Origin of the sequence: Haloferula rosea (assembly GCF_016595525.1) — a bacterium.
In the GTDB taxonomy this organism is placed as follows: domain Bacteria; phylum Verrucomicrobiota; class Verrucomicrobiia; order Verrucomicrobiales; family Akkermansiaceae; genus Haloferula; species Haloferula rosea.
In genome coordinates, this window is the sequence record NZ_JAENII010000003.1 from 215096 (window position 1) to 234105 (window position 19010).

At 62.1% G+C, this 19010-nt stretch carries 19 protein-coding genes; 12 read left to right on the forward strand and 7 right to left on the reverse strand.

Features of this window, described 5'->3' with window-relative positions; genetic code table 11:
- Positions 1 to 18: 18 nt before the first annotated feature.
- The 6 genes from JIN81_RS05365 (at position 19) to ndk (ending at position 5002) form a co-directional block, all read left to right on the forward strand.
- On the forward strand, positions 19 to 840 hold the full coding sequence (locus JIN81_RS05365; protein WP_234044501.1) for a hypothetical protein: 822 nt from the start codon (positions 19 to 21) through the stop codon (positions 838 to 840).
- A 21-nt stretch (positions 841 to 861) separates the two neighbouring features.
- A complete protein-coding gene (locus JIN81_RS05370; protein ID WP_200277396.1) occupies positions 862 to 1533 on the forward strand; it encodes a paraquat-inducible protein A in 672 nt (223 codons plus the stop codon).
- On the forward strand, positions 1530 to 2165 hold the full coding sequence (locus JIN81_RS05375; RefSeq protein ID WP_200277398.1) for a paraquat-inducible protein A: 636 nt from the start codon (positions 1530 to 1532) through the stop codon (positions 2163 to 2165). Before JIN81_RS05370 ends, JIN81_RS05375 begins: the two co-directional genes overlap by 4 nt.
- Positions 2162 to 3814 carry an intermembrane transport protein PqiB gene (gene pqiB / locus JIN81_RS05380; RefSeq protein WP_200277400.1) on the forward strand — a complete coding sequence of 551 codons (1653 nt, stop codon included), beginning with the start codon at positions 2162 to 2164 and terminating at the stop codon, positions 3812 to 3814. Before JIN81_RS05375 ends, pqiB begins: the two co-directional genes overlap by 4 nt.
- A 39-nt stretch (positions 3815 to 3853) precedes the next feature.
- Positions 3854 to 4423 (forward strand): PqiC family protein, encoded by a 570-nt coding sequence (locus JIN81_RS05385; protein ID WP_200277402.1) that lies wholly within the window; start codon positions 3854 to 3856, stop codon positions 4421 to 4423.
- Positions 4424 to 4570: 147 nt separating this feature from the next.
- Positions 4571 to 5002, forward strand: a complete 432-nt coding sequence (gene ndk, locus JIN81_RS05390) for a nucleoside-diphosphate kinase (protein ID WP_200277404.1) — start codon at positions 4571 to 4573, stop codon at positions 5000 to 5002.
- 80 nt (positions 5003 to 5082) lie between these two features.
- Here the strand turns inward: ndk and JIN81_RS05395 are convergent, their stop codons facing one another.
- Both JIN81_RS05395 and mnmM read right to left on the reverse strand, forming a co-directional pair.
- Positions 5083 to 6078: a bile acid:sodium symporter family protein gene (locus tag JIN81_RS05395; protein WP_325100850.1), complete on the reverse strand. Its 996-nt coding sequence runs from the start codon at positions 6076 to 6078 to the stop codon at positions 5083 to 5085.
- A gap of 61 nt (positions 6079 to 6139) precedes the next feature.
- The gene (mnmM, locus tag JIN81_RS05400) at positions 6140 to 6706 is read right to left on the reverse strand and encodes a tRNA 5-(aminomethyl)-2-thiouridylate-methyltransferase MnmM (RefSeq protein ID WP_200277406.1); all 567 of its coding nucleotides are present in this window, start codon (positions 6704 to 6706) and stop codon (positions 6140 to 6142) included.
- Positions 6707 to 6858: 152 nt separating this feature from the next.
- On the opposite strand from mnmM, the gene ilvC reads away from it, so the two are divergent.
- On the forward strand, positions 6859 to 7905 hold the full coding sequence (gene ilvC, locus JIN81_RS05405; RefSeq protein WP_200277408.1) for a ketol-acid reductoisomerase: 1047 nt from the start codon (positions 6859 to 6861) through the stop codon (positions 7903 to 7905).
- A gap of 215 nt (positions 7906 to 8120) precedes the next feature.
- Complete coding sequence (locus JIN81_RS05410) at positions 8121 to 9716, forward strand: MFS transporter (protein WP_200277410.1); 1596 nt, start codon at positions 8121 to 8123, stop codon at positions 9714 to 9716.
- 149 nt (positions 9717 to 9865) lie between these two features.
- Here JIN81_RS05410 and JIN81_RS05415 read toward each other — a convergent pair whose 3' ends face one another.
- A complete protein-coding gene (locus JIN81_RS05415) occupies positions 9866 to 10330 on the reverse strand; it encodes a hypothetical protein (RefSeq protein ID WP_234044502.1) in 465 nt (154 codons plus the stop codon).
- Between the two features lie 99 nt (positions 10331 to 10429).
- Positions 10430 to 13006 carry an ATP-dependent chaperone ClpB gene (gene clpB, locus JIN81_RS05420; RefSeq protein WP_200277414.1) on the reverse strand — a complete coding sequence of 859 codons (2577 nt, stop codon included), beginning with the start codon at positions 13004 to 13006 and terminating at the stop codon, positions 10430 to 10432.
- 237 nt (positions 13007 to 13243) lie between these two features.
- On the opposite strand from clpB, the gene JIN81_RS05425 reads away from it, so the two are divergent.
- From JIN81_RS05425 to JIN81_RS05435, 3 genes are read left to right on the forward strand one after another with little or no spacing between them, the layout of a single operon-like run.
- Positions 13244 to 14425 (forward strand): phosphopentomutase, encoded by a 1182-nt coding sequence (locus JIN81_RS05425; RefSeq protein WP_200277415.1) that lies wholly within the window; start codon positions 13244 to 13246, stop codon positions 14423 to 14425.
- Positions 14426 to 14444: 19 nt separating this feature from the next.
- Positions 14445 to 15686, forward strand: a complete 1242-nt coding sequence (locus JIN81_RS05430) for a thymidine phosphorylase (protein ID WP_200277417.1) — start codon at positions 14445 to 14447, stop codon at positions 15684 to 15686.
- Entirely contained in the window at positions 15683 to 16489 is an 807-nt protein-coding gene (locus JIN81_RS05435) for a hypothetical protein (RefSeq protein ID WP_200277419.1), read from the forward strand. The genes JIN81_RS05430 and JIN81_RS05435 overlap by 4 nt, the downstream gene beginning before the upstream one ends.
- A gap of 4 nt (positions 16490 to 16493) precedes the next feature.
- On the opposite strand, the gene JIN81_RS05440 is transcribed toward JIN81_RS05435, so the two are convergent.
- Entirely contained in the window at positions 16494 to 17000 is a 507-nt protein-coding gene (locus tag JIN81_RS05440; RefSeq protein WP_200277421.1) for a YbjQ family protein, read from the reverse strand.
- Between the two features lie 8 nt (positions 17001 to 17008).
- Positions 17009 to 17323 carry a YbjQ family protein gene (locus JIN81_RS05445; protein WP_200277424.1) on the reverse strand — a complete coding sequence of 105 codons (315 nt, stop codon included), beginning with the start codon at positions 17321 to 17323 and terminating at the stop codon, positions 17009 to 17011.
- A 129-nt stretch (positions 17324 to 17452) separates the two neighbouring features.
- On the opposite strand from JIN81_RS05445, the gene JIN81_RS05450 reads away from it, so the two are divergent.
- Positions 17453 to 18088, forward strand: a complete 636-nt coding sequence (locus JIN81_RS05450; RefSeq protein WP_200277426.1) for a LolA family protein — start codon at positions 17453 to 17455, stop codon at positions 18086 to 18088.
- A 36-nt stretch (positions 18089 to 18124) separates the two neighbouring features.
- Here JIN81_RS05450 and JIN81_RS05455 read toward each other — a convergent pair whose 3' ends face one another.
- The gene (locus JIN81_RS05455) at positions 18125 to 18934 is read right to left on the reverse strand and encodes a hypothetical protein (protein ID WP_200277428.1); all 810 of its coding nucleotides are present in this window, start codon (positions 18932 to 18934) and stop codon (positions 18125 to 18127) included.
- Positions 18935 to 19010: the final 76 nt, after the last annotated feature.

A 19010-nucleotide genomic window follows, 5' to 3' on the forward strand; every position in this document is an offset into this window, starting at 1 on the left:
AACCGATACTGGTGAGGCATGCAAGCCCCTCCTTTCGCCGCCTTGGCGCTCGTCGCCCTGCTCACCGCCACATCCTGTGGACCCGCTCCCGCCTCCAGCGACGTCCAGCCCGCCGCCTCGAACCTCAGCGCCGCCCAGAAGCAGGCCATCGGCCGCAAGATCTGGCAGAACGAGTGCGGCGGAACCGTCGACGGCCTGACCACTTGGAACGTGGGCGAGGAATTCCCCTCGCTGGGGATCGGTCACTTCATCTGGTATCCTGCGGGATTCAATGGGCGCTTCAACGAGACCTGGCCCCAGTTCGTATCCTTCGCCGGCAAGCAAGGCGTCAAACTGCCCGCCGTGGCCTACGCCAAGGACTGCCCATGGCAGACGAAAGCGCAGTTCCAGCAGCAGTTCCGCGGTGCCCAGATGAACGAACTCCGCACCTGGCTGTCACGCAATGTCGGCATCCAGACCGATTTCATCATCGCCAGGTCCCGGGCCGCCGTGCCGAAGACCATCGCGGCCGCGCCGGCCGCATCCCGTGCCCGGGTTAAGGCCAACTACGACAAGGTCGCCACCACCTCCAACGGAACCTACGCCCTGATCGACTACGTGAATTTCAAGGGTGACGGCACCAAGGCATCCGAACGCTACAACGGCCAGGGCTGGGGACTGCTTCAGGTTCTCGAAGGCATGAAGGATGTGCCGGCCGGCCAGGCCGCCGCCGCCGAATTCGCCGCATCCGCCAAACGCGCGCTCGACCGCCGCATTGCCAACTCACCCAAGGACCGGGGGGAATCCCGCTGGCGGGAAGGCTGGCACAACCGCTGCAACACCTATGCGCGCCCGCTCTAACGGCGGAGTGTCGTTCCCTGCATGAAGCGGCACCACCATGGGCTCGCGTGGCCACGGGTCGACCCCGATGAAAAGGTCGCCTGCCATTTCTGCGATGCCATTCAGGACGCCCCCGCCCTTAAGGAGGGCGAGGCAGCCTATTGTGGTCACTGCGGCGAACTGCTCTACCAGAACCGACCGCGCTCGCTTTCCCGAGCGACGGGTTACGCCACGGCGGCCATCATCTTCACCATTCTGACCCACTGCTTCCCCTTCCTCAGCATGAAGGCAGCAGGCGCCTACACGGAACTGAGCCTCGTCGGCTCCTCCATCGCCCTCGCCAACGACGGCTATCCCTTCCTCGCATTCCTGAGCATCATTTTCACCGTGATCGCACCGCTCGTCCTGACCGGAGGATTGCTCTACGTCTGCGGACCCCTGCAGTACGGGAAGGCACTGCCCGGCTCACTCGCCCTGACCCGCTGGATCCAGCGCTCTGAACCCTGGTCCATGCTCGAAGTCTTCCTCCTGGGGTTCATTGTCTCGCTCCTGAAGCTCGGCCATCTCGCCGAACTCCAGTTCCACATCGGCCTGTGGTCACTCGTCGCGCTCGTCATCTGCATCGCCGGTGCGATGGCTGGCATCGACCGACGCGAATTGTGGGACCGGCTCGAAATTGCCTACCGGAAGAACAACCCTCCCGCCACACGATGAGTGCCGATGCTCCCACAGGCTTCGCCGCCGAGCAGGGTCTGGCCAGCTGCCATACCTGTGGACGGCTCAGTCCGGTCGCCAGCGGGCGCTGCCCCCGCTGTGACACACCACTGCATCTCAGGAAACCGGAGAGTCTGACCCGCACCTGGGCCCTTCTCGCGGCCGCCGTCCTCTTCTACATCCCGGCCATGGGCCTGCCCGTCATGCGTGTTTCCGGACTCGGCGGCGGGGAAGACAGTACGATCATGTCCGGCGTGATCACCTTCTGGCAAATGGGGTCCTACCCGGTCGCCATCATCATTTTCACCGCCAGCGTGCTCATCCCCATCCTGAAAATCCTCGCCCTCATCTGGCTGTGCCTCGCAGCCGGAGGCAAGCTCGGCGGAAGCTCCCGCGCCCTTGCCACCACCTACCACATCACCGAGCTTGTCGGTCGGTGGTCGATGGTCGATGTGTTCGTCGTCGCCATTCTCGCTTGCCTCGTCAGACTCGGTTCGCTGATGACCATCACGCCCGGACCGGCCGCACTGTCATTCGCAGCCGTCGTCATCCTCACCATGTTTTCCGCCATGTCCTTCGATCCCCGATTGCTTTGGGACCAACGACGTCGCATGACCACCCCTGCCCCATGAGCCAAGACACCCCCAAAAAGACCACCCCGGTCGTCCGCCGTCGCCGACGACTCAGCTCGGTCTGGCTGATTCCTATCGTTGCCCTCGGCCTGGCGGGCTGGCTGGTCTGGAAAAACCAGATCGACAAGGGCGTGCTCGCCACCATCACCTTCGAAACCGCCGAAGGCCTCGCCGCCGGCAAGACCGAAATCCGCTGCCGCTCCGTGCGGGTGGGCACCGTGGAGAAAGTCATCCTTGCCCCCGATCTCAAGGCCGTGGACGTCCAGGTCCGCATCGACCCCGCCTACGAGGAATTGCTGCGCTACGACACCCGGTTCTGGGTCGTCAGGCCACGGGTCTCCACCAGCGCCGTCTCCGGGCTTGGAACCCTGATCACCGGCGCCTACATCGAACTCGAACCCGGAGAAGGCCCGGCTGGCGCCAGTCTCTACACCGGTCTGGAAGAACCCCCCGTCACCAGCTCGAACGTTCCCGGTCTACGCCTCACCCTGATTTCCTCCACCGCCGGATCACTCAGCGTCGGAGCACCAATCTACTTTCGCGACTTCGCCGTCGGCAAGGTCGAGCGCCAGACCCTCTCGCTCGAAACCAAACAGATCAAATACAGTATCTACATCAGTGAGAAGTATGCGTCGCTGGTGAATTCCCGAACCCGCTTCTGGAATACCAGCGGCATCGATGTCACCGCCGGAGCCGACGGTTTCAAGTTCCGGACCCCATCGTTCCAGGCGATCGTCACCGGAGGGGCCTCCTTCTTCACCCCTGCGGACGCGAAGAATGCACCCGCGGTTCAGGACGGAGACACCTTCAAGCTCTTCGATGACGAGACCTCCGCTCGCGACTCCGCCTTCGAGCCTGACCAGCAGATCCTCATGTTCTTCGACCAGTCGGTGCGCGGACTCAAGCGCGGAGCGCCGGTGGAATTCCGCGGCATCTCCCTCGGCCGCGTCATCGACATCTCCTTCAAGTACTCCGAGCCGGGCGATGCCCGGGTTCCAGTGCTCGCCGAGATCAGCGGCAAGAGCTTCGACCAGGCGACCTCCGTCGACGGCACCCCGGGGAAACTCGATCTCGCCGATGCCGTCCAGCGCGGATTGCGCGCCCGTCTTGCCACCGGCTCGCTGCTGACAGGCGCGCTCTACATCGATTTGGACCTGCTACCCGACGCCCCACCGCAGACGATCTCACAAATGGATGGATACGACGTCATCCCCACGGTTTCCTCCGGCCTCGCCCAGCTCGAACTCAAGGTGAATGCCATCCTCGCCAAAATCGAGGCGCTCCCGCTGGAAGACACCCTGAACAGCTTTGGCAAGGCCGCCGATGAAGCGGCGCTGACCCTGGCCGAAGCCCGTGGCACACTCGACGAACTCGACAAGTCGCTCGGTGAATTCGAAAAACTCATCGCCGCCGACTCGACGCAGTCCCTCCCCGATGAGTTGAACCAGACTTTGGCCGAACTCAGAACCTCCATCGAATCCATCGGGCCATCCGGCGCGGTCCAGGGCGACCTCCGCCGCACCCTCGATGAGCTCCGTGCCGCTCTCCGTGCCTTCGAATCCCTGTCGACCACCATCGACGAAAAGCCCAACTCCCTGCTGTTCGGTCGTGAGTCATCCGGCGACCCCATTCCCCGCGCCCGGCGCTAAGGCATCTCCACTCCCTGCCACCCCTTGCTCGCTCACCACATGCCCCGACTCATCCTCTTCCTGAAGCTGGCCGCCATCGCTGCGATCGCGGCCCACCTGTCCTCCTGCGCACCAGCGAAAAGCTACTACCTTCTCACTCCGGAAGGCTCCGCCCCTGCCGGCGGTGGCATGGGCATCGGTGTCGGCCCCGTCGCCCTCGCCGCCTACCTCGATCGACCGAACCTCGTATTCCAGGAAGGCGCCAATCGCCTCGCCCTCGCCGAATCCCACCGCTGGGCCGGCGACCTCGAAGACAACATCGCCTCGGTCATCGCCACCAACCTCGGTCGACGCAAGAACACCGGCAACGTCCGCACCTACCCTTGGGGAGACGACAGCCAGCTCCGCTACCAGGTCAGCATCGATATCCGCCAGCTCCACGGCACCGCCAATGGCGATGCCTTCGTCGACGCCGCTTGGCGGGTCTACTCCCTGCCTGACCGGCGCATGATCACCTCGAAATCGTGGTCCGGCACCGAACCGCTGCGGGCCGACGGATACGACGAGCTGGCCGCCGCCCAATCCCGGCTCCTTGCCAAGCTGTCGACCCGCATTGCGGATTCCATGTAGCCGCGATCCGCCCGCGTATCGAATGGCGGAAGACTCCATGATCGGACAGATCCGACTAACGGATTTCCCGCCGGCCAGCCCTGCAGCCACGCGCCGACAACTTCCAAAAGTCTTGCCAGACGGACCATCCGGCCCTACCTCCGCGCCATGGCTCTCGAGACTACCCTCATCCTGTTCAAACCTGATGCCGTTTCCAAGGGCATCGTCGGCACCGTGCTTTCCCGCTACGAAAAGGAAGGCTTCAAGATTCGCGGCCTCAAGATGATGGCCCTCAGCGACGAACTCCTTGCCGAGCACTACTCGCACATCGCCGACAAACCATTCTTCCCGGAAGTTCGCGGCTTCATGCAGGAGACTCCTGTGGTTGCCCTCGCTCTGGAAGGCGAAGACGTCATCAGCCGCGTCCGCGACCTGCTCGGCCCCACCGATTCCAAGGAAGCCGCCCCCGGCACCATCCGTGGTGACTTCGGCGACAAGGGTGGAGACGCCAAGATGCGCAACGTCTGCCACGCTTCCGACGGCGCAGACACCGCCACCGTCGAGCTCAAGCGCTTCTTCAACGAAGGCGAAATCGTCTGATTCCCTCGCACCACGGCATCCAGCCGTTGGTCGACCTTTCCCAAGCGGTCTCTTCCTCACGGAAGAGGCCGCTTTGGCGTTCAGGAGGCATCGCGATCCGCCTCACCCACATCGTCCGCCTCTGATCGCCGCGCATCCGACCCATCCCTGCCCCAGATCGCGGCAAGGATGCTTCCGATCAGGCAGTGATAGACCGCCGAGATCGCGGCCGGCACCGGGGCCACCGCATATTGCGGAAAGTGCTCTTTCGCCAACGCCGCGCCCAGTCCGCTGTTCTGCATCCCGACCTCGATGGAGACAGTCCGGCGAAATGCCTCCGGCTTGCCCGCCAGCTTCATCAACACATAGCCCAGACCAAAGCCGGACAGGTGCAGCAACAGCACCGAGACAAACAACGGACCCGCCACGGCGGAAATCGACAGCCGATTCACGCCCACGATGTAGCCGACGATCAGCACAATGATCCACACGCTGAGCACCGGCCCGAGCGCTCCCACCCAGCGGCGAATCGGCTCCGGGTTCCTCATCCGGTCGAGCAGGGAATTGACTGCGATGCCTGCCACCAGCGGCAACAGCACGATCTGGATCATCGACTTGAACAGCCCCCAGGCGTCCACATTCAGGATGCTGCCCGCCAACCACTTCGTCAGCAGCGGGGTCATCACCACCGCCGTGAAAGTCGACGTCATCGTCATCAGCACACTCAGCGGCACGTTGGCCCGCGCGAGATAGCACACCACATTCGACGCCGTGCCGCCCGGACAGCACGACACGAGAATCAACCCAATCGCCAAACCCGGCTCGAGCCCGAAGGTCGTCGCAAGCAACCACCCACTCGCAGGCATCACGGTGAACTGGGCCGCCACACCGATCAGCACGCAGACCGGGTGCCGGATCACCGACTGGAAATCCTGCACCCGCAGCGTCAGCCCCATCCCCAGCATGATGACCCCCAGACCCGGCTTGATCAGCGGTCCCACCCACGCCCACTGGTCGGGAAAAAACCACGCCCAGGCGCAGCCCAGCACCACCCACAGTGGAAAACCCACCGCGATCCATCGACAGATTCGAATCACTCCTCACAGAGGGCCCTTACCACGCAGACCAATGCAAGCCCCCAATCTGTCGGTCACGGCATCACGCCTTCCTCACCACGATCAAAAAGGGCGCCTGTTCGCGGGCCGGTTCACGGATCTCCAGCTCGAAGGCCCCCATCGGGCCTTCACGCCGAATCTGTTTCAGGCCCATCACCACCGTGTCCGCCTCCTCCGTTCCCCCGGGATGCCCGGTGTAGCACACCACCGTCATCACCCCGCCCGACTTCAGCGCAAACAGAGCCTGAACCACCGCCGTCGCCGTTTCAGCCACTTCCGTGATGATCTCGTGATCCCCGCCCGGCAGGTAACCGAGATTGAACATCACCGCCGTCACCGCATCCCGCCCGACCACTTCCAGCAGGCCACCGTGCGACTCGCAGCGCAGGTCCACCCGATCGGCAACCCCCGCCTGCTCCAGCCGCGCCCGAGTCGATTCGATCGCCTCCTGCTGCACGTCGAACGCAAACACCCTTCCCTCATCGCCCACCAGATTGGCGAGAAACAAGGTATCGTGACCATTGCCTGCCGTCGCATCCACCACCACATCCCCCTTCTCCACAATCTCAGTCACCACGCGGTGCGCGGCTGCGGTTGGTCTCTCACTCATGACCCCCTCACCATCCGCATCCCGCTGATCCTGAACAACGAAAACTTGATCATGACAGCTTCGCACACTTGACCGAACCGCCTGCATTTAGCAGCGTCCGCCGCCTCAGGCCGAAAAACGGCCTGATTTTCCAACCAAACTGACCATCCATCATGGCCGCGAAAATCTACACGAACAAGGACGCGACCCTTGTCACCATCAAGAAGAAGACCCTCGCCGTGATCGGCTTCGGTTCCCAAGGACACGCCCACGCCCTGAACCTCAAGGACAGCGGCATGAATGTCATCATCGGCCTCTACGCCAAGTCCAAGTCGCGCGCCGTCGCCAAGAAGCTCGGCTTCAAGGTCATGGACACCGCTGACGCCGTGAAGGCAGCCGACGTCATCTTCGTCGCCGTTCCCGACACCAAGATCGCCGCGGTTTACGAAAAGGACATCGCTCCGTACCTCACCAAGGGCAAAACCCTCCTCTTCTCGCACGGCTTCGCCGTTCACTTCAAGACCATCACCACGCCTGACGACGTCAACGTGATCATGGTGGCTCCCAAGGGACCCGGTCACACCGTTCGTTCCCAGTTCGTCGACGGCAAGGGTGTTCCCGGCCTCATCGCCGTGCACAACGACGCCGATGGCAAGGCCAAGAAGATCGCCCTCGCATGGGCACGCGGCGTGGGCTGCACCCGTGCCGGTGTGTTCGAAACCGACTTCAAGGAAGAGACCGTCACCGACCTCTTCGGTGAGCAGGTCGTTCTCTGCGGCGGTGCTTCCGCACTCGTCAAGGCAGGCTTCGAAACCCTCGTCGAAGCCGGCTACCAGCCTGAGATGGCCTACTTCGAGTGCCTTCACGAACTGAAGCTCATCGTCGACCTCATGAACGAGTCCGGCATCGCCGGCATGCGCTTCTCGATCTCCGAGACCGCCGAGTGGGGTGACGTGTCCGTCGGACCCAAGATCATCAACGAGTCGGTCAAGAACCGCATGCGCAAGCAACTCAAGGAGATCGAATCCGGCAAGTTCGCCAAGCAGTGGATCGCCGAAGCCGACGGTGGCTGCAAGAACTTCAACAAGATCCGCAAGGAGGAAGCCAAGCACCAGATCGAGAAGGTCGGTGAGCGCCTCCGCTCGACCATGAGCTGGATCAAGCAGAAGAAGATGGCCAAGGGTGCTGCCCAGGCCAGCTACGTGTCTGCCTCCAAGTAAGCAGAGCGGCTTTTCCAAGCCACGAATTCTTCCAAAGCCCGGTTCTCCTTGGGAGGCCGGGCTTTTTCGTACGATTCCTTCCAAAAAAAGCTCTCGATCCCATCAATTGGCGAAATATCCGGGCCAATACTGACGTTTGCAGCCAATTCCCGGCCTTGCCACCTGCCGTCGGGATCGTTAGACCACTCCACCCAAACCCATTTAACCCAGAAATCATGAGTCAGACCACCACTGCCGATGCCCCTATCGCTCCGAATGCCCAACGCCTCCTATGGGCCGGGTTTGTCGCCATTCTCGCTGCCGGTGTCGGCTTCGGTGTCCGCGGCGGCATCTTTGCCAACTGGGCCGCTGACTTTGGCTTCAGTGCCGCCCAACTCGGAGCCATCGGCGGAGCCGGATTCACCGGTTTCTGCTTCGGCATCATGGTCGGCGGGGTCGTGGTGGATAAGATCGGCTACGGCAAGCTGGTCGTAGGCGCCTTCCTCTTCCACGTCGTTTCCGCCTTCATTACCTTTGGAGCGACACCCGGTCAGGAAGCGGCCACCGCTTACCAGTTCCTGTGGTGGGGCATGTTCACATTTGCTTTGGCCAATGGTATCCTTGAGGCGGTCTCCAACCCACTGGTCGCGACCCTCTTCCCCTCCAACCGTACCCACTACCTGAATATCCTCCACGCCTCCTGGCCGCTGGGCATGGTGATCGGCGGCGTCATCGGCTGGACCCTCGGTGGCGAAAACGGCTGGGGTTGGAAAGGCCAGCTCGCGCTCTACCTCGTGCCGACCCTCATCTACGGCATCATGTTCCTCGGCCAGAAGTTCCCCAAATCGGAAGCTTCCGAGAAAGGCCTCAAGCTGGGCGAAATGCTCAAGGACGTCGGCATCCTCGGCGGCGCCGTTGCCTGCTTCTTCATCTACCTCTTCTTCAAGGGCTTCCTTGCTCCCTTCTTTGAGTCGCCCACGGTTCCGACCGCCATCGCCGCCCTCATTGGTCTCGGTCTCCTCGGTGGTATCGCCGCCATGACCAAATTCTCCATGGGTCACTGGCTCATCGCCGTTCTTTTCGTGACCCACGCCCTCGTCGGCGCGGTTGAACTTGGAACCGACGGCTGGATCCAGAACATCACCGGAGCCATCCTCAGCCCGGAGCAAGGCAAGATCCTCTTTGTCTTCACCTCGTTGATGATGTTCCTGTTGCGCTTCTGTGCGCACTTCATCGAGACCAAGCTGGGTCTCAAGCCCATCGGCCTCCTCTTCGTCTGCTCGCTCTTCGCGGTGGCGGGTCTGAACTTCGTAGCAGCCGTCACGTCCTTTGGCCCTGCCCTTGGCGCGCTTTTGATCTACGCCTTCGGTAAGACCTTCTTCTGGCCCACAATGCTCGCCGTGGTTGGCGACCGTTTCCCGCGGACCGGCGCCATCGCGATGAGCCTCATGGGTGGCATCGGCATGATGTCCGCCGGACTCATCGGCTCGCCCGGCCTCGGTTACTTCAAGGACCGCTACGCGGCTGAAGAGCTCAAGCAAGCCGACAGTGCTCTCTATGAAGAGTGGCAGTCCACGGGGGATGCCAGCTCCTTCCTCGCCTTCGAGAAGGTTCAAGCCATCGACCCCAAGCGTCTTGAAGAAGCCAAGGGCAAAGCTCCTGAGGAACGCTCAGCTGCCGAAACCACCGTGGTCGAAGCCGACATCCGCGGCAACCGCAGCACGCTGAAAACCGACTCCCTGATCCCCGCTGCAATGGCAGTGATCTTCCTGCTCCTGATGTTCTACTTCAAGGCCATCGGCGGCTACAAGCCGGTGAAGATCGAGGACTGATCGGAAATTATTCGCTCACTTCCAAGGCGCGCTTCCTGAACGGGAAGCGCGCTTTTTCGTGTCGGACTTCCACGATTCGAAGCTCCTCTTGGAACTTCGCTTCGCGGTCCATCGCAGCTGTCGGAAGAAACCAGCAGCAGAAAGGCTCCTCAACCTTCGTCCGAAGGGAAAATCACGGCCAGCTTCTCGATCCCGTTCTGACCGAATTCCTTCCACAAGACCTTCTCGGTCTCCGCCGTGCGCTTGCGACGTTCCTCCTCACTCAGCCGATTCCATGCCTCCAGCCCGATCTCACGAATGAGACCCCGGTCGGCCAGCCGGATCACCAGTTCCTCCCAAAAGCTCTCGTTGCGGAACTCATCGTAGCATTCCTGAAAAAAGGTCTGCTCGTTCGGATCGATCTTCAACTGATAGCGGCGCTTCTCCTCGTCCCACTCGACGGCATCGCCCTGACCCGCGAGTTTTGCCTTCTCCAGCACCTTGCTTTCAACCGCCTCATAGGCGCTCACCCCGGCATCGGAGCCCGGCTTGTGGTTCCACGACGCCACACTGGCGGCCAAGGTCACCATCTCGGCCAGAATCGCCAGCTCCTGTTCTGTAAAGCGCAGATGCACGCCGCCAAGGAACCACTCTGGATTCCCACGGACAAGCCACAACCCCCTGCAAATGACCATGCCTGCCTGACCTCGTCGGCCAGACAGGCATGGAATCGATCAGGCTTTCCGGAAAGCCACCTTGCCGCCTTCCAGGTAGGCCTCGATCACATCGCCATCGACGAACTTCCCGTCGAGCAACTCGAGGGACAACTCGTCCAGCAGATGCTTCTGGATCGCCCGCTTCAGAGGACGCGCGCCATACACCGGGTCATACCCCTGGTTGCCGACGAACTCCTTCGCATCCGGCGTCAAGGCCAGCCCCAGTCCCTGCTTCGCAAGGCGCTGACGGACCCGCTCGAGCTGATGCGACACGATGGTCGTGAGTTCTTCCCGGTTGAGCCGGTCGAAGATGATCGTCTCGTCCACCCGGTTGAGGAACTCGGGCCGGAAGTTCGCCCGCAGGGCCTCCATGACCTTCGCCTCACGTTGTTCGACATTCTCCTCACCGAGGATGAACTGGGAACCAATGTTCGACGTCATGATCAGCACCGTGTTGCGGAAGTCGACCGTCCGGCCCTGGCCGTCGGTGATCCGACCGTCGTCCAGAACCTGAAGCAGCACGTTGAACACATCCGGGTGCGCCTTCTCGATCTCATCGAAGAGAACCACCGAGTACGGCTTCCGTCGTACGTGCTCCGACAACTGCCCGCCTTCGTCATAGCCGACGTAGCCGGGAGGCGCTCCGATCAGACGCGCCACGCTGTGTTTCTCCATGTACTCGGACATGTCGATGCGGACCATCGCCGACTCGTCGTCGAAGAGGAACTCCGCCAGCGCCTTGCTCAGCTCGGTCTTGCCCACACCGGTCGGCCCGAGGAAGAGGAACGAGCCGATCGGCCGGTTCTCATCCTGCAGACCCGCCCGGGCGCGGCGGACCGCGTTCGACACGGCGTTCACCGCGGACTTCTGGCCCACGACGCGGTCGCCGAGCCGTTGTTCCATCTGCACGAGCTTCTCCTTCTCACCCTCCTGCAGGCGACTGACGGGAATGCCGGTCCACGATGAAACCACACGGGCCACATCCTCTTCCGTCACCTCCTCCTTCAGCATGGCACCACTCTTCTGCAGCGCTGCCAAATCCTGCTGCGCGGCCTCGAGGGCCGACTCGGCGTCAGGAAGCTGCCCATAGGTGATCTCGGAGGCACGACTCAGGTCGCCGATCCGTTTCGCCTGTTCGGCTTCGGTCTTCAGCGAGTCAATGATCCCCTGCTGCTCGCGCACCCGGTCAATGACCTCCTTCTCATTGCGCCACTGCGCGGTGAGCCCGGCGGACTGCTCCTGCAGATTCGCCTGCTCTTCCCTCACCTTGGCAAGTCGGGCCTCGGACGCCTTGTCGCTCTCCTTCTCTAGGGCCTTCTTCTCCATCTCAAGTTGAAGGATCTGCCTCTCGAGCTCATCGATCTCGGTCGGCATCGAATCCAACTCGATCTTCAGACGGGAAGCAGCTTCATCCACCAGGTCCACCGCCTTGTCCGGCAGGAACCGGTCGGAGATGTAGCGGTCCGACATGGTGGCTGCCGCCACCAGGGCACCATCCTGAATGCGCACCCCGTGGTGCACTTCATACCGCTCCTTCAAGCCCCGCAGAATCGCGATGCTGTCTTCCACCGACGGCTCTCCCACCATCACGGGCTGGAATCGCCGCTCCAAGGCCGCGTCCTTCTCCACGTGCTTGCGGTACTCGTCCAGGGTGGTCGCACCGATCGTGCGCAACTCGCCACGGGCGAGCTGGGGTTTGAGCAGGTTGGCCGCATCCACGGCGCCTTCGCTCGCTCCCGCCCCGACGATCGTATGCAGCTCGTCGATGAAGAGAACGATCTCTCCGTCGGACTCCGTGACTTCCTTCAGGAAAGCCTTCAGGCGATCCTCGAACTCACCACGGTACTTCGCCCCCGCAAGCATCCCGCCGATATCCAGCGAGATGATGCGCTTGCCCTTCATCGAGTCCGGCACATCCCCGGACACAATCCGCCGGGCCAGCCCCTCGACGATGGCGGTCTTGCCTACCCCAGGCTCACCGATGAGAACCGGGTTGTTCTTGGTCCGGCGCGAAAGCACCTGCAGCACCCGGCGGATCTCATGATCCCGGCCGATCACCGGGTCGATCTTGCCTTCCCGGGCCCGCTCGGTGAGATCGGTGCCATACTTCTCGAGAGTCTGGTATTTCCCCTCCGGATTCTCATCCGTCACCTTCTGTGAACCACGGATCGCCGACAGCGCTTCCTTCGCCTTCGCTTCGTCCAGACCGGCTTCGCCAAGCAGCTTACCGACCGGTGAATCCGCCTTCAGCGAGCCGAGAAGGAAATGCTCAACCGACAGATACTCATCCCCCATCGATTCGCGCACCTCATCCGCTGCCTCCAGCGTAGAGCGCAGCTCGTAGCTGAGCTGAGGTTGTGAGGATGCCCCTTCTTGCCGGGGCTCCTTTTCCAATGCCGTCGCAACCGCAGCCTTCAGCCGGGTCACGTCAATGTCGGCACCTTGCAGAATCGGCACCGTAATGCCTCCCTCCTGTTGCAGCAGGGCAAGCATCACGTGCACGCTCTTCAGCTCAGGATGCGACGACTTCGAAGCGAGCCGTTGGGCCGCCTGAAGCGCTTCCTGAAGCTTGGTTGTCATTTTGTCCAATCCCATAGATTTTCGTTGTTGTTGGTATTTGTAATCCTTTCCGCGGAAGGCATCCAGTCGCCTTCCATCAGTTTCTGCCCATTGGACATCATAGCAGCTACTTTATTCAAATATTTTTGTGTCGTTTTTCTTCTATGGTTATCGAGGTCAGCGGACGAATTGATCAGCATTTCCTAACAATCTGGGCTCATTTTCGCGGAGCTCTCACTTGAAACGCGTTCATGAATCAGTCACCATCGGGAGATGCGTGCTCTCTGTATCCTCCTCGATTCTGTTGGCTGTGGCCATGCTCCGGACGCCGTCACCTTCGGCGACGAAGGTGCCGATACGCTGGGACACCTCTACGAGCGTATCCCCGGTTTCGAGCTCCCCACCCTGGCATCCCTCGGCCTGCACGAGGTGCTGCGCTCCCTCAATCCGGCCTCTCCTGCCTCGACGGTTCCCACTCACCCGAATGCCGGCTTCTGCCACCTCACCGAGCGCTCGGCGGGCAAGGACACCACCACCGGCCACTGGGAGTTGATGGGCGCGGTGAACGACGAACCCTTCGCCACCTTCAAATCGTTCCCGGAAGAACTCGTGCGCGAATTGGAATGCCGCGGCCGCTGCCATTTTATCGGCAATGAAGCCGCCTCGGGCACGGAGATCATCCACCGACTCGGAGGCGAGCACTGCGCCAGCGGACGCCCCATCCTCTACACCAGCGCCGACTCCGTCCTCCAGATCGCCGCCCATGAGAACCCGGCCGTGTTCGGGCTCGACCGGCTCCTCGAGCTGTGCCGCACCTCCCGGGAACTGCTCGACGAGCGAGGCATCCGGATTGGCCGGGTCATCGCCCGCCCTTTCGTCGGTGGCACGCCGGAAACCTTCCAGCGCACATCCAACCGCCACGACTACTCGCTCATGCCCCCACCCACGGTGCTGAATCGTCTCAGCGACGCCGGTGTGAAGACCATCGGCATCGGCAAAATTTCCGACATCTTTGCCGGCTCCGGCATCGATGAGAGCCATCCCACCCGATCCAATGCCGACGGCATGGCGACGATCGAGCGCATCTGGGACGAGCATGACGGCAGCCCGCAGTTCATCTTCGCCAACCTTGTCGATTTTGACATGCTCTACGGCCACCGCCGGGACCCCGAGGGCTATGCCACCGCCTTGCACGAGTTCGATGCCTGGCTCTCCGGCTTCCTGCCGAAAGTCGGAGCCGACTTCCTCATGATCACCGCGGATCATGGCAACGACCCCTACTTCACCGGCACCGACCACACCCGCGAGCGGGTTCCCCTGCTTACCCTGAATGCCCCGGAGAACCCGACCACCTGCACCTTCCACGAAGTCGCCGATCTGCTGCGGGCCCATTTCCACGAAATCTATCACACATCGGCTTCCCAGACCGTGGCTGCAGGCTCGACACCCGCTTGAAGGCTACCAACATGGCGGCATGCTTCCCCACGTCCCCACCCTGATCGGGCGCAAACGCGATGGTGAGTCCCTCGCCAGCGGCGAGATCCGCGCACTCATCGAAGGCTACACCCAGGGCGAAGTCCCCGACTACCAGATGTCGGCCTTCGCCATGGCGGTCTATTTCAAGGGCATGAACGCCGTCGAGACCGCGGCACTCACACAGGCCATGCTCGAGAGCGGTGAAACCTTCACCCATCCCGCAGACCACCCGCCGGTGATCGACAAGCACTCCACCGGAGGCATCGGCGACAAGGTGTCCCTTCCCCTCGCCCCACTCCTCGCCTGCACCGGCGCCTGGGTCCCGATGGTCTCAGGCCGTGGACTCGGCATCACCGGCGGCACCCTGGACAAGCTCGAATCCATTCCCGGCTTCAAGGTCGGGCTTGGCCTCGAAGACGCCCAGCAGCAACTCGCCCGACTCGGAGTGGTCATGATGGGGCAGACCGCTTCCTTCTGCCCCGCCGACCGCAAGCTCTACTCACTGCGCGACGTCACCGGCACCGTCGCCTCCATCCCGCTCATCACCGCCTCCATCATGTCGAAGAAACTGGCGGAGTCGCTCGACCGACTCGTGCTCGACGTGAAATACGGCAGCGGTGCCTTCATGAAAACGAAGGAAGACGCCACGGCTCTGGCCGACTCGATGATCGCGGTGGGCAAGGAAATGGGAGTCGATGTGCAAGCCTGCCTCAACCCCATGTCCGAACCCCTCGGGCGGGCCGTCGGCAATGCGCTCGAAGTCGCCGAAGCCATCGACTGCCTCAACGGAGCTGGCCCCGCCGACCTGCGCGAACTCGTCCTCGATCTCGCCGAAACCGTGACCTCCAAAAGCCGCAAGGAACTGGCACGCCTCCTCGATGACGGCACCGCACGAGCGAAATTCGATGAACTGGTCGCCGCCCAAGGAGGCTCACCCGCCGACCTGGAGAATCTAACAACTATCCATACCGCCCCGCTCATCGAGGAAGTTCCCGCGCCCGACACCGGCACGATCACGACCGTGGATGCAGGTCTCATCGGCCAGGCCGCCCTGCAACTTGGTGCCGGCCGCGCCCGGGCCACCGACCCGGTCGATTTCTCCGTCGGCTTCGACCAGCTCGTGAAGTGCGGCGAATCCGTGCACCAGGGGAATCCGCTCTGCCGGATCCACGCGCGCACCCGGGTCGATTTCGAGATGGCCGAGGCACTCATTGACCAAGCCATCGTCATCGAGCCATGAAACCATCCCCAGTCCGCCGCGCCATCGGCATCGTCCTCCTCGCCGGACTCATCGGCTTCTTCATCTGGAACCTCACCCGACCCAGAAGTTTCCCGCAGACGCCTCGAATGACCGAGGGCAAACAGGCCGCCGGCATCCGGGCCCTCCGCGAGTCCGCCGAGCGCGACGCCCGCTTGGTGAAGCAATTGATCGAGGAAGATCTGGGCAAACGGCGGTTCCACTTTTCCACCGTGCTCAAGGCAAGCTCAGGCAAGCAGGTCATCAAGCTCGACCCCGACGACCCCGTCCACACTCTGCTCCTCGAGCGCCTCGACCATCACCTCGCGACCATCACCGCCACGCTCAGCAAGGACGACTCACCCGCGCGATCCCACCGCCGCATCAACGAAGTCTCACGCCATTTCGAGGATGCCCTCATCACCGCCCTCGATGCAGAAGACGACTGGGAGGCCGGCATCCCGGCAACCCGGGAAGGAAAGGCGCAGAGAAGCGGCTACCCCGACATCCGCGTGGTCCACCAACCCTCCTCGAAGGTATTCTACCTCGACCCGAAGCTGGTCGAAGAAACCTCATGGGACAGCAGCTTCCGTTCGTTCTACTTCGAGCCAAAGACCGAGAGCCTCAAGGTCAATGACCACGCGGTGCACCTGCTCGTCGGCATCGGCCACGATGGAAACAGCGGCGAATGGAAGTTCACCGAATGGAAGGTCGTCGACCTCGCATCCCTGCAACTCCGCCTGAAGCCGGAATTCCAAGCCTCGAACGCCGACCTCTATCCGAGCGAATCGGAAGAAGCCGAATGAGCCATCACTTCTGCTCGAACTTCACCGCCGTTCCGTACGCGAACACTTCCGCACACCCCACCGCCTTGCCCTGGCCGTTGGAAATGGTCGAGGTCTCAATACGGCAGTTGATGAACATGTCCGCGTCCGGGCAGGCCTCCTTCATCCGCAGCAGCGCTTCACGCCGCCCTCTTGAGACCACCGAGGCATAGCTCTTCATCTCGCCTCCGAAAATCATGCGGAACGACGACAGCCAGCGCTTGAAATAGTCGACCGAGACCACCACCGAGCCGACCGCGAGTTCGCTCGATGCCACCGACCGTTCGCCGGGAAGGTGCTTGCCGGTGAGAGCGACCCGACCTTGGGAGTGAATCTCCCGCTCGACGAGTTCACGCAGGTGCTTCCTTTCCACACTGCGCCCGATCAGCCACGTCAGCAGCAGCCCCCAGAACGGCATCGTGTAGAGCAGCAGCAGGACGATGTAGAACCATCCGTTCGCGTCCCCCAGATCAGTGGTTTGCGGAGAATCCATGGCAGGCATCATTCACATTTCACCGCCGTCCCGTAGGCCAGCATCTCGGATGCCCCCTGCGTCACCGTGGTCGTTGTGAAGCGCACATTCACCACCGCATTCGCACCCATCGACTGAGCCTGCTCGACCATCCTCTGCGTCGCCTGCTCGCGGGCCTCCATCATCAACTCGGTGTAGCCCTTGAGTTCCCCACCCACGAGGTTCTTCAAGCCGGCCATGAAATCCCGGCCCATGTGCTTCGCCCGGATCGTGCTCCCCTGCACCAATCCGAGGTGCTCCACGATGGTTTTGCCCGGAATGGTTTCGATATTCGTGATGGTCATGATGGTGTGGAAGGCGCTTCCTTCGCGACCATCCTCTCGGAGGAGCCCGACCATGAAAAGCCGATAAGCGCGCACCGCCCGAAATGGTTTCTTCTTGGCAAATCCACCCAAACACCACCGACTGAATCCATGCGCCTGCTTCCCATCATCGTGGCCCTCGCCTGCTCCGTTCTCCACGCCGAAGTGGATACCGGCCCGATCGAAGCGTGGCTCGCCCGTCAGGCCGGCATCAAGACGCTTCAGGCCGACTTCATCCAAGAGCGCAAGCTGGCTGCCCTGAAAAAGCCCGTGAGCACCCCCGGAACCATGACCATGGTCAAGGGAGGAAGCATGCGCTGGGACCTTGGCCAACCCACCAAGACCACCGCCATCTCCGACGGCACGACCATCCAATTGATCGACCTCGAGAAGAAACGCGCCCGCTCCATGGACGCCGACTCCTCCCGGGCCAGGGCCTTCACCCTGCTCGGCGACTCGGCCCTCAACGGTGGCATCGAAGGATTCACAAAAGTGTTCGAACTCATCGAGGCCAAGGAAACCAACGGGATCTATCAGGTGACCGCCCGCCCGCGCGATCGCTCGCTGCGAAAACAGATCCCGTGGGTATTCTTCGACATCGACCCGAAGCGCAAGGAACTCCGCGCCCTCGAAGTTCAGCTGGAAGACAAGTCACGCATCCGAACCATCTTCACCAAGACCCGGTTCAACCAACCAGTCCCCAAGGACCGCTTCACCTTCGACCTGTCCGGATACCAGGTCCGTTAGCGCCACCCACAGGCAATCCGGGAAATTGCCGCAGGTTCAGGGAGCCGTTGCGAATGGGTTGGCGGTCTGGCGTTGTCCGATCTCGTCAGGCATCCACGTCCAGGGATCGACCCCCTTCTCGCCGAATACAGCGAGACCGATCACGCCGACATTCCGGGCATCCCCATGGCGGCGGTTCGCGTAGGAACCCGCCACGCTGGAGAACTCGAACCGGGCCACCCGGTCCCAACCGCTTCTCCACCCCCGGACCTCCAGCGTCTGTCCTGAAGGGATCACATAGCCGCGCTTCCTGAAGGCTGCCGGTTTCCCATCGATTACATCCAATCCATCCGCACTGAGCACCACCTCCACCTGGCTCTTGCACCGGTTCTTCACGTAGATCGAGTAGGGAGCTCCCGCGGATCCAACCACGTAGCGCTGATCCCCCTTTCTACTAGGTGAATAGGACTTGTAGGACGGGAGGAAACCGACCCTTCCCTTGATCCCCCATTCCACCGTGCCCCCCGCGGCGGTCTGGAGCGCTCCGACTTTCGATCGATAGCCGGTCATCGCCTCGATGCCTGCTCGATCATTGTAGTAGATCACGTCGGTGCCGATGGGTTGCGATGCGGAGCGGACGAAGGACTTGCGATGCCACTCATCCTTGATCTCTTTCCCGAATCCCGTCGCCAGACCCGGACGCTCCTCCGCCGCTCTCTCCGTGGGCTTGTCCGCGCTCCCCGCTCCCCGGGCCTCGAAAGGCTCGGTGTAACTCACAGGCACCGCACAACCGGCCAACCCAAGCACTCCAACCAGCAACACCCACCACCGGCCTTCCATCGCCTCCTTGATCTCTTTCAATTTCATGATGCTGGAAAAACAGCACTTGACGATTCGGAGGTCAATCCGAAATGCTATTTTTTCAGCATTTTAATTTGAAGCC

What these genes read in the sequence shown, in the direction of transcription:
- JIN81_RS05365 (WP_234044501.1), top strand. Translation starts at nt 19, where the DNA reads ATGCAAGCCCCTCCTTTCGCCGCCTTGGCGCTCGTCGCCCTGCTCACC.
- JIN81_RS05370 (WP_200277396.1), top strand. Translation starts at nt 862, where the DNA reads ATGAAGCGGCACCACCATGGGCTCGCGTGGCCACGGGTCGACCCCGAT.
- JIN81_RS05375 (WP_200277398.1), top strand. Translation starts at nt 1,530, where the DNA reads ATGAGTGCCGATGCTCCCACAGGCTTCGCCGCCGAGCAGGGTCTGGCC.
- pqiB (WP_200277400.1), top strand. Translation starts at nt 2,162, where the DNA reads ATGAGCCAAGACACCCCCAAAAAGACCACCCCGGTCGTCCGCCGTCGC.
- JIN81_RS05385 (WP_200277402.1), top strand. Translation starts at nt 3,854, where the DNA reads ATGCCCCGACTCATCCTCTTCCTGAAGCTGGCCGCCATCGCTGCGATC.
- ndk (WP_200277404.1), top strand. Translation starts at nt 4,571, where the DNA reads ATGGCTCTCGAGACTACCCTCATCCTGTTCAAACCTGATGCCGTTTCC.
- mnmM (WP_200277406.1), bottom strand. Translation starts at nt 6,706, where the DNA reads ATGAGTGAGAGACCAACCGCAGCCGCGCACCGCGTGGTGACTGAGATT.
- ilvC (WP_200277408.1), top strand. Translation starts at nt 6,859, where the DNA reads ATGGCCGCGAAAATCTACACGAACAAGGACGCGACCCTTGTCACCATC.
- JIN81_RS05410 (WP_200277410.1), top strand. Translation starts at nt 8,121, where the DNA reads ATGAGTCAGACCACCACTGCCGATGCCCCTATCGCTCCGAATGCCCAA.
- clpB (WP_200277414.1), bottom strand. Translation starts at nt 13,006, where the DNA reads ATGGGATTGGACAAAATGACAACCAAGCTTCAGGAAGCGCTTCAGGCG.
- JIN81_RS05425 (WP_200277415.1), top strand. Translation starts at nt 13,244, where the DNA reads ATGCGTGCTCTCTGTATCCTCCTCGATTCTGTTGGCTGTGGCCATGCT.
- JIN81_RS05430 (WP_200277417.1), top strand. Translation starts at nt 14,445, where the DNA reads ATGCTTCCCCACGTCCCCACCCTGATCGGGCGCAAACGCGATGGTGAG.
- JIN81_RS05435 (WP_200277419.1), top strand. Translation starts at nt 15,683, where the DNA reads ATGAAACCATCCCCAGTCCGCCGCGCCATCGGCATCGTCCTCCTCGCC.
- JIN81_RS05440 (WP_200277421.1), bottom strand. Translation starts at nt 17,000, where the DNA reads ATGGATTCTCCGCAAACCACTGATCTGGGGGACGCGAACGGATGGTTC.
- JIN81_RS05445 (WP_200277424.1), bottom strand. Translation starts at nt 17,323, where the DNA reads ATGACCATCACGAATATCGAAACCATTCCGGGCAAAACCATCGTGGAG.
- JIN81_RS05450 (WP_200277426.1), top strand. Translation starts at nt 17,453, where the DNA reads ATGCGCCTGCTTCCCATCATCGTGGCCCTCGCCTGCTCCGTTCTCCAC.
- JIN81_RS05455 (WP_200277428.1), bottom strand. Translation starts at nt 18,934, where the DNA reads ATGAAATTGAAAGAGATCAAGGAGGCGATGGAAGGCCGGTGGTGGGTG.